Here is a 14,808-nt window from a genome sequence, read left to right as displayed (position 1 = left end):
CCGGATCATGAGATCGCATTGAACCGCTTCTGTCGTGACGACACAAATGATGGAAGAAGAAAATCTAGAAGTAGTACTGCCATGCATTTGCACCGATCTGTGGCATTGCGCCGTACCCTGTTTCTTCTCGCTGCGCTGATTGTCTGTCAGCCGGCATGGGCTGCGAACCGTGTCGCGCTTGTCATCGGCAACTCGGCCTACAAGAACGCCGCAGCGCTTGCCAACCCAGCCAATGATGCTGCGATCGTTGAGGGAACCCTGAAGAGAGCGGGATTCGACGTCGTCCAGACCCGCACGGATCTCCAGGCATCGGAGATGCGGCGTGCGCTGCGTGATTTTGCCGATGTGGCGCGCGACTCGGATGTCGCCGTCGTCTACTACGCGGGCCACGGGATCGAGCTCGAAGGTACGAACTACCTGATCCCCACGGATGCGACGCTCGAGCGCGATACAGATGTGTACGACGAGGCCTTTTCGCTCGAGCGAGTGCTGCTGGCGATCGAGCCGGCGCGGCAGCTGCGGCTCGTGATCCTCGATGCTTGCCGCAACAATCCTTTCGCCGACAAGATGAAGCGGACGGTCGGCTCGCGGGCTGTCAGCCGGGGCCTCGCCAGGATCGAGCCGGCGACCTCGAATACGCTGGTTGCTTTCGCTGCCAAGGCTGGCTCGACGGCGTCCGACGGTGGCAGCAAGAACAGCCCCTATGCCTCGGCACTGGTGAAATATATCGCTACTCCAGGCATGGACCTGCGCCGGGTGTTCGGCTTCGTCCGCGACGACGTCATGAAGGCGACCGGCAACAAGCAGGAGCCCTATGTGTACGGTACGCTTGGTGGCGATGATGTGCCGCTCGTGCCGGCACTGGCCAAGGAAGCGGCCGCCGCAGCGCCTCAACCGGCCCCGCCACCGCTGCCTGCAACTCCACCGGTCTCGGCGCGTGCAGAAATTCGGCACGATTACGAGCTCGCGCTGCAGATCGGCAACAAGGATGCGCTGAACTACTTCCTTGCCCAGTATCCGGACGGCTACTACGCAAATCTGGCCAAGCTGCAGCTCGCCAAGATCGATGCGGAAGATAAGCGCGCGGCCGCAGCGGAAAAGGCCCGCCAGGCCGAGCAGGAGCAGGCGCGGCTCGTCAACCAGGGGGCCCAGCAGACACAACTGGCCAAAGCCGCCTCGGACTTGAAAGCAGCGCAGGACGCTCGTGCCGAAGCGGAGAAGGCCAGAGAAACCGCGCAACAATTGGCCGCGCAGGCCGAGCAGCGTCGCCGGGAAGCTGAAATAGCCGTCGCGAGAATTGGCGCTCAGGCTGGGTCCGACCCGTCGCAAGAGGCTCCCCCGAACTCGGATGCGAAAGTGGCCGCGCTGCCAGCTCCACAGACGTCCGCGCCGGCACCGCCGTCCAAGGCCGAGCTTGCAAAATCGGTGCAAGCCGAGTTGCGCCGGGTCGGTTGCTTTAGCGGACCGGCCGATGGCGACTGGGATGCGGCCTCACGGCGTTCGCTCGAGTTGTACAACAAGAATGCCGGCACCACGTTCGATGCAAAGGCTGCGAGCCCTGAGGCGCTCGACGCGATCAAGCTCAAATCGGCGCGGGTTTGCCCGATAATTTGCGGATCCGGCCAGAAACGCGATGGAGATCGGTGTGTCAAGATCACCTGCGCCGCGGGCTACTTCCTGAATAATGACGATGAGTGCGAGAAGCGCAGGGCCCGTCCGACACCATCCGCAAAGCTCGAGCGCAGGAACAGGGACCCCGAAGAAGCTCCGGCACGGCCTGCAAGGCCGCCGAAGCCCGAGGCTAACGCGGGCGGAGGCGGCGGTGGTGGTGGTGGTGGCGGAATCGGCTTCATACCGTTCTTCCTGCCGTAAGACTGATCGGTAGCCCGGCGCATGTCCATTCCGCTTAGACTTTATGTCACCCCATTCGCCAACAGGGGCGTCCTCGAGCCTGCGCAATGGGACTGCGATACAGCGAAGAAGGCGCTCGATGTCGTCAATACGATCTGGTCGAAGGCGAAGATCGCCTTCGTGATCAGCGATTGCCTATTGGACAAACCGCTCGACATGGCACCGAGCAGGCGCAGCAGCGATGAGGTCCTGCTGGGCGTTCTCGCGTCCCGGCACGACGCGGACAATGCGGTCCACATCTTCCTGGTCAATTCGATCGCAAGTCTGAACGCCGGCGGAGGTTCATACCCGAATGGCTCTCCCGAGCCCGCGAGCTTCGTCCAGTGGTATGGCAATGACCACGCCAATGGACGCGCCTGGGCGCACGAACTCGGCCATCTGATGGAGCTCGATCACGTCGAGATCGACTATTCCAACGAGAAGCAGGCGGCGCAGCGCGTCAAGAACCTCATGGTGAAGGGATTGAGCGCGGGAAGCGACTTGACCAGCCAGCAGATCAGCACGGCCAAGGGCTCAAAGCTCGTCAAGAGATTTGGCGGTTAGGCCGCCATCGGATTTGACCATCCTCGCTGCGAGCCATGATCTTCCCAAAGGGCAGGAGCGCCCGATCCCACGCAAACAACTCTTCGACAACTCGGAGAAGGGCGCGTCCCCGCCCTTTACCCTCAGAGCACTCGCCCTACGAATTCGCCGTAAGGGGCGCCGTTCTCCATTTTCATGTGAAGGCAGCCGCTAAGGGCAGGGCAGTAATTGACCTCCGCCGCGAGGGCCAGGATCACATGCACTGCCGGTCGTGCGCGGCTGTTAGACGGCCGGATCTTCTCGATGGCGGATACGCGAGCGCCCCGTTGGCGTAGCGCCCGTTGAAATCGCCTATGGACCAATACGCCGGCCTCGCGTTCCGAGATGAGGTCGTCATCGACACGGCGCAGGTCATGCCGCCCGTCACTAACTCCTACGGCGAGTTCAGGCACCGCCCTCAATCGCTCTACCGTCCCGTCGGTCTGGAGGCCACGACGCTCAGGATGAAAGAGACCGTCGACACCTCGGTGTTTGAGCGTTGGCGCGCAGACCTATCGTCCGGCGAACCTCCTCGAATGGGAAGGCCTGCGGCTCGATGCGTTGTAGAGGGGCTAGGCTCAAAAGAGCCGAAAGCAGACGCGGATCAGGAGAGAAGTTTCAACAGGCGGGAACGCTGCGCGCCCAATCTCTAATTCGCATAAGGTATATTATGGAATATATTTATCTACAATCAGATCAAATATTTAGGCGAGGTTCCTGGTGCAACACGTTCACTGGAGCGCGGTTTTCGGTCCACGCCTTGACCGTCGCCCCAGCTCTTGACGGCTACTGTGCATGGGGTTGTTTTTCAGATTTTGAAATGGGCCCCGTATGCCGAAAGCCGATATTGCCGTGACGTTGTCCGGCTGCAATAAGCGAGGCCTCGCGAGATCGCAGATGACCTGAAGGGCCGACCGTCCATATAGGTTTGCATCTCAAGAACAACAACAAACCTTCCGAGGAAGCAGACCCATGAGCTTTTCCCGACGCACGCTTCTCAAGGCCTCCGCCGCGACCGCGGTCCTGGGCGGCCTCAGTGCGCCCCATGTGGCCCGCGCCCAGAGCGCCGAGTTCACCTACAAATATGCCAACAACCTGCCCGACACCCATCCGATGAACGTGCGCGCCAAGGAGATGGCCGCGGCGATCAAGAGCGAGACCGGCGGCAAGTTCGACCTCCAGATCTTCCCGAACAACCAGCTCGGGTCCGACACCGACATGCTGAGCCAGATCCGCTCCGGCGGCGTCGAGTTCTTCACGCTGTCGGGACTGATCCTGTCGACCCTGGTGCCGGCGGCGTCCATCAACGGCATCGGCTTCGCGTTCCCGGACTACGACACGGTCTGGAAGGCCATGGACGGTGATCTCGGCGCCCATGTCCGCGGCGAGATCAAGAAGGCCGGCCTCGAGGTCATGGACAAGATCTGGGACAACGGCTTCCGCCAGACCACGTCGTCGACCAAGCCGATCACCGGGCCGGACGACCTGAAGGGCTTCAAGATCCGGGTGCCGGTGTCGCCGCTGTGGACCTCGATGTTCAAGGCGTTCGATGCGGCGCCCGCCTCGATCAATTTCAGCGAGGTCTATTCGGCGCTCCAGACCAAGATTGTCGAGGGCCAGGAAAACCCGCTCGCGATCATCTCGACGGCAAAACTCTACGAGGTGCAGAAATACTGCTCGTTGACCAACCACATGTGGGACGGCTTCTGGTTCCTGGCCAACCGCCGGGCCTGGGAAAAGCTGCCGCAGGACGTGCGCGCCATCGTCGCCAAGAACATCAACGCCGCGGCCGTGAAGGAGCGCGAGGACACCGCCAAGCTCAATGCCAGCCTGCAGCAGGAACTCGCGGGCAAGGGCCTGACCTTCAACCAGCCCGCGGTTGCGCCGTTCCGGGACAAGCTGCGCGCCGCCGGCTTCTATGCCGAGTGGAAAGGCAAATACGGCGACCAGGCCTGGGACCTCCTGGAGAAGGCCGTCGGCAAGCTGTCGTAACGCGTCGGGGCCGTCATGGCTCATATCGAGATTGAGGTGACCGAAGTAACGGGCGAGGTGGCTGTGCAGTCCCCTCGCCGACCTTCGTTGCTGGGCTCAACGGAACGCGTGCTCGGCCTCCTCGTCGAAGTCCCGGCGGCGATTCTCGTCGTCGCCGAAATCGTGATCCTGTTCGCCGGGGTGGTCGCGCGCTACGGCCTGCACCGGCCGCTGATCTGGTCCGACGAACTCGCTTCGATCCTGTTCCTGTGGCTGGCCATGCTCGGCGCGGCGGTCGCCTTCCGCCGCTCCGAGCACATGCGCATGACCGCGATCGTCGCGAGCGCCAGGCCTGCGATGCGGGCCTATCTCGATCTGGTCGCAACCTGCGCGGCGCTGGCGTTCCTGGCGCTGATCGTCTGGCCGTCCTTCGACTATGCCTACGAAGAGAGCTACATAACCACCCCGGCGCTCCAGATCTCCAACATGTGGCGCGCCGCCGCGCTGCCGACCGGTATCGGCCTCATGGCGGCCTTTGCCTTGCTGCGGCTGCTGCGCGCGGCCGATTACCGGATGGTCGCAACTGCCTTCGTCACCGTTGCTGCCGTAATCGGCCTGTTCTGGCTGGCGGAGCCGCTGCTGCGGCCGCTCGGCAATCTCAACCTCGTCATCTTCTTCGTCGGCGTTGCCGGCTTCTGCGTCTTTGCCGGTGTTCCCATTGCGTTCGGCTTTGGCCTGGCCATCTTTGGCTATCTCGCGCTCGCCACACGCACGCCGGTCATGGTGCTGGTCGGGCGCATGGACGAGGGCATGAGCCACCTCATCCTGCTCTCGGTGCCGTTGTTCGTGTTCCTCGGCCTCCTGATCGAGATGACCGGCATGGCGCGGGCCATGGTGGCGTTCCTGGCGAGCTTGCTCGGCCATATCAGGGGCGGCCTGCATTACGTGCTGGTCGGCGCGATGTATCTGGTCTCCGGCATTTCCGGGGCCAAGGCCGCCGACATGGCCGCCGTCGCGCCCGTGCTGTTTCCCGAGATGAAAGAGCGCGGTGCCAAGCCTGGCGACCTCGTCGCGCTTCTTGCGGCGACGGGCGCCCAGACCGAGACGATTCCGCCGAGCCTCGTGCTGATCACGATCGGCTCGGTCACCGGCGTCTCGATCGCAGCCCTGTTCACAGGCGGCCTGTTGCCCGGCGTCGTGCTCGCGATCACGCTGTGCATGCTGGTGTGGTGGCGCTACCGCCACGAGGACATGAGTCACGTCCGCCGCGCCACGGCATCCGAGATCGGCAGGACCTTCATCGTCGCCCTGCCCGCGCTCGCGCTGCCCTTCGTGATCCGCTACGCCGTCGTCGAGGGCATCGCCACCGCGACCGAGGTCTCCACCATCGGCATCGTCTATGGCGCCCTCGTCGGCCTCCTCGTCTACCGCCGCTTCGACTGGCGGCGGCTGTTTCCGATGCTGGTCGAGACGGCGGCGCTGTCGGGCGCGATCCTCTTGATCATCGGCACGGCGACCGGCATGGCCTGGGGCCTGACCCAATCCGGCTTCTCGCGTTCGCTGGCGGCCGCCATGACGGGGCTGCCCGGCGGAGCGGCGACCTTCATTGCCGTCTCGATCCTCGCCTTCACCATTCTCGGCAGCGTGCTGGAGGGCATTCCGGCCATCGTGCTGTTCGGACCGTTGCTGTTTCCGATCGCCCGCGCCGTCGGCGTGCACGAGGTGCACTATGCCATGGTGATCATTCTCGCCATGGGTATCGGGCTATTCGCCCCGCCGTTCGGCGTGGGCTATTATGCCGCTTGCGCCATTGGACGGGTCGATCCAGCTGAGGGCATCAGGCCGATCTGGGGCTATCTACTGGCGCTGCTGGTGGGATTGATCATCGTCGCGATCTTCCCCTGGATCTCGATCGGATTTCTTTGACGCGATTTAAGGAGTGTGTCGATGAGTGAGCGGCAGAACCCGTACAATATCGGCCTCGACAAGACACCCGCCAACTACGTGCCGCTGAGCCCGCTGAGCTTCATCGCGCGCAGCGCCGCCGTCTATCCCGATCACGTCAGCACCGTCTATGAGGGCCGCAGCTTCACCTGGGCACAGACCTATGAACGCTGCAGGCGATTTGCGTCCTGGCTGGCGCGCAAGGGCATCGGCGTCGGCGACACCGTTGCGGCGATGCTGCCGAACATTCCCGCGATGAACGAGGCGCATTTCGCCGTGCCCATGACCGGCGCCGTGCTCAACGCGCTCAACATCCGCCTCGATGCGCCCTCCATCGCGTTCCAGCTCGACCATGGCGGCGCCAGGATCATCCTGGTCGACCCCGAATTCTCCGGCGTGATCACCGATGCGCTCGCGCAGATGAAGGGCCCCAAGCCGCTCGTGGTCGACGTCGACGACGCATCGTTCAAGGGCGGCACGCGCATCGGCGAGATCGAGTATGAGGCAGCCGTTGCGCAAGGCGATCCCGGCTTCGTGGCGGTCAGGCCGAGCGATGAATGGGACGCGATCGCGCTGAGCTACACCTCGGGCACGACGGGCAATCCCAAGGGCGTCGTCACCCATCATCGCGGCGCGTACCTGAACGCCGTCAGCAACATCCTCGCCGGCAATCTCGGCCAGCATCCGGTCTATCTCTGGACGCTGCCGATGTTCCACTGCAACGGCTGGTGCTTCCCCTGGACCATTGCGGCCGCCGCCGGCATCAATGTCTGCCTGCGCAAGGTCGAGCCAACGAAGATTTTCGAGCTGATCAAGCAGCACGGCGTCACCCACATGTGCGGCGCGCCGATCGTGTACAACACGCTGATCAACGCACCCGATGCGCCCAAGGGCAATGCGGACCGCCGCGTCGTCGGCCTGATCGCCGGCGCTGCGCCGCCGGTCGCGGTGCTGGAAGGCGCCGAAAGCATCGGCATCAAGCTGACGCATGTGTACGGCCTGACCGAGGTCTACGGCCCCGCCTCCGTCTGCGCCGAGCAGCCCGGCTGGGACGACCTTCCGCCTGCGGAACGCGCGCGCATGAAGCGCCGGCAGGGTGTGCCCTACCCGCTCGAGGAAAGCGTCACCGTCATCAACCCGCAGACGATGCAGGAGGTGCCGCGCGACGGCGAGACCATCGGCGAGGTCATGTTCCGCGGCAACATCGTGATGAAGGGCTATCTCAGGAACGAGAAGGCGACCCGGGAAGCCTTCGAGGGCGGCTGGTTTCACACCGGCGACCTCGGCGTGCTCGACCAGCATGGCTACGTCATCATCAAGGACCGCTCCAAGGACATCATCATTTCCGGCGGCGAGAACATCTCCTCCGTCGAAGTCGAGGACATCCTCTACAAGCACCCGGCCGTGCTGTTCGCAGCCGTGGTTGCCAAGCCCGATCCGAAATGGGGTGAAGTGCCCTGCGCCTTCGTCGAATTGAAGGACGGCGCCAGCGCCAGCGAGGCCGACATCATCGCCTTCTGCCGTTCGCATATGAGCGGCTTCAAGACGCCGAAGGCGGTCGTGTTCGGACCTATCCCGAAGACCTCGACCGGCAAGATCCAGAAGTTCCTGCTGCGCAACGAGGTCGGATCAGTGAAGGCGATCTCGGCTTAAACAGCGTCTGGAGAGCCTTCCGCCCGCCCAAGCACGGCGAGCGGAAGCTCTCTCCGTTCTCACATCTTCCTATAGGCGTCGACCACCGCCTGACCGTCGGCGCCTGCCTTCTTGAGCCAGTCGGCCGTGAGCTGTTCGCCGATCTTCTGGAAGCCGGCCTTGAGTGCCGGGCTCGGCGGCTCGACCGTCATGCCTTTCGCCTTGAGCTGGTCGATGTACCAGGTGCTCTTGTCCTGCCACGCCTTCCAGCCGCGGGTTTCCGCGGTCGCGGCGGCCTTGAGGATGGCCTCCTGGGTCGGCTTGTCGAGTGCCTCGAACGCGGCCTTGTTGACGAAGGTGTAGTCCTTCGGAATCCAGGCCTGCACGTCATAGAAATATTTGAGCGATTCCCAGGCCTTCGAATCGTAACCGGTCCCGCCCGACGACATGAAGGAGTTCACCACGCCCGTCGCCAGCGCCTGCGGCAGTTCCGCCGCCTGGATCGTCACCGATTGGGCGCCGACCAGCTCGCCGATCCGCGCGGTTCCGACATTGTAGGCGCGCCATTTCAGGCCCTTCATGTCCTCGATCGTGGCGAGCGGCTTGTTGACATAGACGCCCTGGGGCGCCCAAGGCACGACGAACAGCAGCTTGAGACCCTGCGCATCGAGCTTCTTGACGATTGCGGGCTTGGAGGCCTGATACAGCTTCATCGCATCCGGGAAGCTGGTCGCGAGAAACGGCACGACGTCGATGCCGAAGAGCGGGTCCTCGTTCTCGTGGATCGACAGCAGCACCTCACCCATCTGCGCCTGCCCGGTCACCACCGCGCGCTTGATGTCGGGTGCCTTGAACAGCGAGGCACCCGGATGAACCGTGATCTGGAGCTTGCCGGAGGTGGCGGCTTCGACGTCCTTGGCGAAAGCGACGAGATTCTCGGAGTGCGGATTGTCGGCTGGATATGCCGCCGGCAGATTCCATTTGGTCTGAGCCATGGCGGGCGTCGCGGCCAGCACGGCGCCGGCGATCAAGGATGCGCGGATTAAACGGGACGTCATCGGGCTTCTCCTCACAGTCAATTTGAACACTTCGTACGCTCAGTCTGGGAAAGCGAGCTTGGGCAGAAACATCACGATCTGCGGGTATTCCGTGATGATGAACACGGACGCGAGCAGCAGGACGAAGAACGGAAACGCTGCACGCGCAACGGTGAACGTATCACGGCCGCTCATGTTCTGTAGCACGAAGAGATTGAACCCGACCGGCGGCGTGATCTGCGCCATTTCCACATGAATGATGAGATAGACGCCGAACCAGACCAGGTCGAGCCCGGCCTGCCTGACCATCGGCAGCACGATGACGGCGGTCAGGACGATCATCGAGATGCCGTCGATCAGGCATCCCAGGATGATGTACATGATACTCAGATACAGCGCGAGCATGCCCGGCGTGAGCTGTTGGCCCTGGACCCAGGTGGCGAGCGCGGCCGGAATGCCCGTATAGGCCATCGCAGCCGTGGTGTAGGCCGCACCTGCCAGGATCAGCATGATCATGCAGGTCAGGCGCGTCGCGCTCATGATGCTCTCGAGGAAATTCTTGCGCGTGAGCGTACCGCTCCACCAAGCCAGCAGCAGCGCGCCCGTGACGCCCCATGCGGCGCATTCCGTGGCGGTCGCAAAGCCCAGCACGAGTGAAAGAAACACGGCCAGGATCAGAAGCAGGCAGGGTGCGAGCTTCGCAGACTCTCGCAGCTTCTGCCGGAACGGCATCGGCGGATCGCGCGGCGGAACCTTCTTGGGATTGAGCAACGACCAGATGATGATGTAGCCCGAATAGAGCACCATCACGAGCACGCCCGGCAGGAATCCGCCGAGGAACACCTGAAGCACGGAGACGTTCGCCGTGACTGCGTAGACCACCATCGGGATCGAGGGCGGAATCAGGAGGCCGAGCGTGCCCGCCCCTGCGAGCGATCCGAGACTCAGGCTCTTGTCGTAGCCGCGCTTGTCCAGCTCAGGCAGCGCGATTTTTCCGATCGTCGCGCAGGTCGCCGCCGAAGAGCCCGACACCGCCGCAAAGATGCCACAGCCGATCACGTTGACATGGGTCAGGCGTCCCGGCAGCCACTGAACCCAGGGCGACAGCCCCCGGAACATCTCTTCCGACAATTTGGTGCGGAAGAGGATCTCGCCCATCCAGATGAACAGCGGCAGCGCGGCCAGGGTCCACGACGAGCTGGCGCTCCAGGTGGTGGTGGCGAGCACGGCGCCGAGCGGGAGGCTCGTCGTCAGCGCCATCGCCACGAAGCCGACAAGTCCAAGCGAGACCGCGATCCACACGCCGCTTCCCAGCAGCAGGATCATGACGCCGAGCAGAACGAACGACAGCTCGATCATGCCGAGATTGGCCATGGTCAACCTCCGCCGCCCTGCGAGATGCGCTCGATGAATTCGTCCGGCGTCTCATCCGGCGAGCCCTTCTCGTAACTCGGCCGGTTGCCGACGACGACATTGACCATTTCATCGATGAGCGCGATCGACATGATCGCAAGGCCACCGGCAAAGCCGAGCTGCGGAATCCAGAGCGGAAGCGCGACGACGCCCTGCGCTACATCGTTGAAGCGCCAGGAGTCGTAGGTCATCTGCACGGCATAGCGGGTGAAATAGAGGATGAAGGCGGTGGCAATACCGAGCGCCACGATCTCGGCGATCTGCTTGGTCCGCCCGTGCAGACGCTCCAGCAGCAGACCGACGCGGATCATCTCTCCGCGCTTAAATGTGTGCGCGAGACCGAGGAAAGCCATCGCGGCCATGCACCAGGACGCGAAATCATCGCCGGCGGGAATGTTGATCGCAAACTGGCGCCCGACCGACATGACCATCATGATTGCGAAGATCGCGACCATGAAGACGCCCGCGGCGTAGCCCGCGCCGAGGTAAAGCAGATCCAGCGCGCGTCGCACTGGTCCCCGAGCCGCTACATCGTCCCCTGCCAACGCAATCCCCATCCTCACACGAGGCGATTCAATCGACCCGTGCCGGTCGTGCCTGAATGTCGCCCTGTCCAACGCCTGTCTTTCAGACGTTAGATCAACATGATGGGGTGGGTGCAAGCAAGGAGTATGCCGGCTCACGCCAGAATTTCTACCCCAGGTTCAGTGCGTCTCCAGCCGCAGCCCGTCATAGGCTGGCACCACGCCGGCCGGCAGCGACTGACGGATGACCTCGTAGTCGACGTCGGCGGTCATATTGGTGATGACCGCGCGCTTCGGCTTGAACCGCTCGATCCAGGACAGCGCGTCGTTGATGCTGAAATGGCTGACATGGCTGGTGTAGCGCAGGCCATCGACGATCCAGAGGTCCAGATTTTCCAGTGCGCCCCAGCTCTCGCGCGGGATGTCGTTGAGGTCGGGCGTGTAGGCGGCATCCCCGATACGATAGCCGAGCGCGGGAATGTTGCCGTGCTGCACCAGGAAGGCTGTCATCGTCACGGCGCCGCCCTTCCCCAGGATGGTCTGGCTCTCGCCCGCCTCGATCGAATGCCGGGTCAGGATCGGCGGGTAGTCGCTGCCCTCCGGCGAGATGAAGCAATAGGAGAATCGCGACAGGATGTCCTTGGCGGTCGACTGGTTGAAGTAGGTCGGGATACGACGGCGCATGTGCATGACGACCGAACGTAGATCGTCCATGCCGTGGGTCTGGTCGGCGTGCTCGTGCGTCAGGAACACTGCGTCGATGTGGTCGACATTGGTCGAGAGCAACTGCTCGCGCAGATCCGGCGAGGTGTCGATCACGATGCGTGTCGTGCCGTGCTCGGACGGCCGTTCGACCAGGAGCGAGCAGCGGCGACGGCGGTTCTTGGGATTGTTGGGATCACAGGCGCCCCAGCCGAGCGCCGGGCGCGGCACGCCGGCGGAGGAGCCGCAGCCCAGGATCGTCAGCGTCAACGTCATGTGGTTCCCAGTCTCAAGCTCTCACCTTCGAGAACAGTCGGAAGAAGTTTTCAGTGGTCTGGCGCGAGATCTCGTCAAACGACACGCCGCGTGTCTCGGCGAGCACTTTTGCCACCTCGACGACATAGGCTGGCTCGTTGCGCTTGCCTCGAAACTTGCCGGGCGCAAGATAGGGCGAGTCCGTTTCAACCAGAATACGGTCCGATGGCAGTTCGGCCGCGAGCGCGCGCAAGGCCTCTGATTTCTTGAAGGTCAGGATTCCCGTGAAGCCGATATAGAGCCCGAGCGACACCGCCTTCAGTGCCAGCTCGCGTCCGCCCGTGTAACAATGCAGCACGGCGCGAAACGATCCCTTTGCCGCCTCGTCCTCCAGAATGCGTGCGCAGTCCTCGTCGGCTTCGCGGGTGTGGATCACCAGCGGCAGGCCGGTGGCGCGAGCGGCGGCGATGTGGGCGCGAAAGCCCCTCGCCTGCGCCTCCGGCGAGCCGTTGTCGTAGAAATAGTCGAGCCCGGCCTCGCCGAGCGCGACGACCTTGGCGTGCTGCGTCAGGGCAACGAGCTCGTCCGGCGCGATGCCGTCCTCCTCGTCCGCGTTGTGCGGATGGGTGCCGACCGAGCAATAGACGTCGTCATAGCGTTCGGCGATCGCGAGCAGATCCTTCAGCCGGCGCACCCGCGTCGAGATCGTGACCATGCGCGTGATGCCGGCCGCTCGCGCCCGCGACACGATCCCGTCGAGATCTTCCGCGAAGTCCGGAAAATCGAGGTGGCAGTGGCTGTCGACCAGCATCGCGCGAACGCCTTCAGGCCGCCGGCTCGACGTAGCGCGGGAACGCCGGCGTCGGCGCCGGGAGCGTCGAGCCGGGCGCGATGCGCTTGGCGCCGCCGAGCATGGCGAACTTGCGCTCGGTCTCGGGGATGCCGAGGCTATCGAGCAGCTTGCCTGAGGCGGTCGGCATCGCCGGCTGAGCAAGGATCGCGACCTGGCGGACGACTTCGGCGGTGACGTAGAGCACCGTCTTCTGCCGGGCAGGATCCGTCTTCGCGAGCGCCCACGGCGCCTCCCCGGCGAAATAGCGGTTGGCCTCCGCGACCACTGCCCAGACGGCGTTGAGCCATTGATGGATCTGCTGCGTCGCCATGGCCTCGCGTGACGCAGCGATCATGCCGTCGGCCATTGCCAGAATCGCCTTGTCGTTGTCGCTGAAGTCCCCGGGCTCGGCCAGCACGCCGCCGAACTGCTTGGCTATCATCGAGAGCGAGCGCTGCGCGAGGTTGCCGAGGTCGTTGGCGAGATCGGCATTGATGCGCGCCACGATGGCCTCATGATTGTAGTTGCCGTCCTGTCCGAACGGCACCTCGCGCAGGAAGAAATAGCGCATCTGGTCGACGCCGTACTGGTCGGCGAGATTGAAGGGATCGACGACGTTGCCGACCGACTTCGACATCTTCTCGCCCCTGCTGAACAGGAAGCCGTGGGCATAGACCCGCTTCGGCAGCGGGATTCCGGCCGACAGAAGGAAGGCCGGCCAATACACCGCATGGAAGCGGATGATGTCCTTGCCGATGACGTGCACGTCGGCCGGCCAATAGCGCCAGTTCTTGTCGCTCTCATCGGGAAAGCCGACGCCGGTGATGTAGTTGGTCAGCGCGTCGACCCAGACATACATCACATGTCCTTCGTCGCCAGGCACTTTCACGCCCCAATCGAAGGTCGTGCGCGAGATCGAGAGATCGCGCAGGCCGCCCTTGACGAAGCTCACCACCTCGTTCTTGCGCGAGTCCGGTCCGATGAAATCAGGGTGATCCGCGTAGAGCTTGAGCAGCTTGTCCTGATACGCCGACAGGCGGAAGAAATAGCTCTTCTCCTCGACCCATTCGACCGGCGTACCCTGCGGCCCCAGGCGCACGCCGTCGTCGTTCACGCGCGTCTCGTCCTCGGCGTAATAGGCCTCGTCACGGACCGAGTACCAGCCCGAATAGGTGTCGGCATAGATGTCGCCGTTCGCTTCCATGCGCCGCCAGATCTCCTGGCTGGAGCGGTGATGCTGCTCCTCGGTGGTACGAATGAAGCGGTCGAACGACACGTTCAGACGCTCGTCCATCTCCTTGAAGCGGCCGGCATTGCGGGTCGCGAGCGCGGCGGCGGACATGCCCTCCCCGGCCGCGGTCTGAACCATCTTCTGACCGTGCTCGTCGGTGCCGGTCAGGAAGAACACGTCCTTGCCGTCGAGCCGCGCAAAGCGCGCCAGCGCGTCGGTCGCGATCGCCTCATAGGCGTGGCCGATATGCGGGCTGCCATTGGGATAGGCGATCGCGGTCGTGATGTAGAAGACGTTGTCGCGCGCGGGGGCGGCAACGGGTGCGGCGACCTGTGGAGCAGCGACTGGTTTCGGCGCACGCGGGGTCTTGGGTTTCGATACCTTGGGCGTCACAGCCCTCGGCGGCGTGACGACAGGAGACGGCGCGGCGGTCACGGCAGGTGCAGCCGCCTTCTTCGCGACCTTCTTCGCCGGAGCCTTTGCCGGAGCCTTGGCCGGCTTGTTGGCAGCCGATTTCTTCGAAGCCTTCTTGGCGACGACCTGCTCCTTCGCAGCCTTTTTGCCGGCCTTCTTCGTCGTCTTTGCAGCGCTCTTCGCCCCGCCCTTCCTGGCGGCGGCCTTCTTGGTCTTCTTGGCGGCTTTGGCCGCGCGCGTCTTCACGGCCTTCACGGCGGCTTTCTTCACGGCCTTCTTGGCAGCCTTCTTCTTGCTGCTCTTGCCTTTGACGGTCTTCTTAGCTCGCGTTGCCACCACGAATTCCTTTACCGGCTTGTCCGAAATTTGGAAACGAACCTG

General features: G+C 63.6%; 11 protein-coding genes. 5 read left to right on the top strand and 6 right to left on the bottom strand.

Features of this window, described 5'->3' with window-relative positions; all coding sequences use genetic code 11:
* The first annotated feature begins 81 nt into the window (after nt 1-81).
* The 5 genes from ACM42_RS13250 to ACM42_RS13230 all read left to right on the top strand — a co-directional run bounded on the left by ACM42_RS13250 (nt 82) and on the right by ACM42_RS13230 (nt 8,040).
* Nucleotides 82-1,872 (top strand): caspase family protein, encoded by a 1,791-nt coding sequence (locus ACM42_RS13250; RefSeq protein WP_271528472.1) that lies wholly within the window; start codon nt 82-84, stop codon nt 1,870-1,872.
* Between the two features lie 21 nt (nt 1,873-1,893).
* Entirely contained in the window at nt 1,894-2,454 is a 561-nt protein-coding gene (locus ACM42_RS13245; RefSeq protein WP_271528336.1) for a hypothetical protein, read from the top strand.
* A gap of 990 nt (nt 2,455-3,444) precedes the next feature.
* The gene (locus tag ACM42_RS13240; RefSeq protein WP_271528335.1) at nt 3,445-4,464 is read left to right on the top strand and encodes a TRAP transporter substrate-binding protein; all 1,020 of its coding nucleotides are present in this window, start codon (nt 3,445-3,447) and stop codon (nt 4,462-4,464) included.
* Nucleotides 4,465-4,479: 15 nt separating this feature from the next.
* The gene (locus ACM42_RS13235; RefSeq protein ID WP_271528334.1) at nt 4,480-6,369 is read left to right on the top strand and encodes a TRAP transporter large permease; all 1,890 of its coding nucleotides are present in this window, start codon (nt 4,480-4,482) and stop codon (nt 6,367-6,369) included.
* Between the two features lie 21 nt (nt 6,370-6,390).
* Complete coding sequence (locus tag ACM42_RS13230; RefSeq protein WP_271528333.1) at nt 6,391-8,040, top strand: acyl-CoA synthetase; 1,650 nt, start codon at nt 6,391-6,393, stop codon at nt 8,038-8,040.
* 59 nt (nt 8,041-8,099) lie between these two features.
* Here the strand turns inward: ACM42_RS13230 and ACM42_RS13225 are convergent, their stop codons facing one another.
* The 6 genes from ACM42_RS13225 to metG all read right to left on the bottom strand — a co-directional run bounded on the left by ACM42_RS13225 (nt 8,100) and on the right by metG (nt 14,763).
* Nucleotides 8,100-9,077: a TRAP transporter substrate-binding protein gene (locus tag ACM42_RS13225; RefSeq protein WP_271528332.1), complete on the bottom strand. Its 978-nt coding sequence runs from the start codon at nt 9,075-9,077 to the stop codon at nt 8,100-8,102.
* 39 nt (nt 9,078-9,116) lie between these two features.
* On the bottom strand, nt 9,117-10,430 hold the full coding sequence (locus ACM42_RS13220) for a TRAP transporter large permease (protein ID WP_271528331.1): 1,314 nt from the start codon (nt 10,428-10,430) through the stop codon (nt 9,117-9,119).
* Nucleotides 10,431-10,432: 2 nt separating this feature from the next.
* Nucleotides 10,433-11,026 (bottom strand): TRAP transporter small permease, encoded by a 594-nt coding sequence (locus ACM42_RS13215; protein WP_271528330.1) that lies wholly within the window; start codon nt 11,024-11,026, stop codon nt 10,433-10,435.
* Nucleotides 11,027-11,173: 147 nt separating this feature from the next.
* On the bottom strand, nt 11,174-11,971 hold the full coding sequence (locus tag ACM42_RS13210; protein ID WP_271528329.1) for an MBL fold metallo-hydrolase: 798 nt from the start codon (nt 11,969-11,971) through the stop codon (nt 11,174-11,176).
* A 13-nt stretch (nt 11,972-11,984) separates the two neighbouring features.
* Complete coding sequence (locus ACM42_RS13205; RefSeq protein WP_271528328.1) at nt 11,985-12,761, bottom strand: TatD family hydrolase; 777 nt, start codon at nt 12,759-12,761, stop codon at nt 11,985-11,987.
* A 13-nt stretch (nt 12,762-12,774) separates the two neighbouring features.
* The gene (gene metG, locus ACM42_RS13200) at nt 12,775-14,763 is read right to left on the bottom strand and encodes a methionine--tRNA ligase (protein WP_271528327.1); all 1,989 of its coding nucleotides are present in this window, start codon (nt 14,761-14,763) and stop codon (nt 12,775-12,777) included.
* Nucleotides 14,764-14,808 lie beyond the last annotated feature (45 nt).

This window comes from Bradyrhizobium sp. CCBAU 25338 (assembly GCF_028128965.1).
In the GTDB taxonomy this organism is placed as follows: Bacteria; Pseudomonadota; Alphaproteobacteria; order Rhizobiales; family Xanthobacteraceae; genus Bradyrhizobium; species Bradyrhizobium liaoningense.
This window is presented reverse-complemented; position numbering and strand designations above follow the sequence as displayed.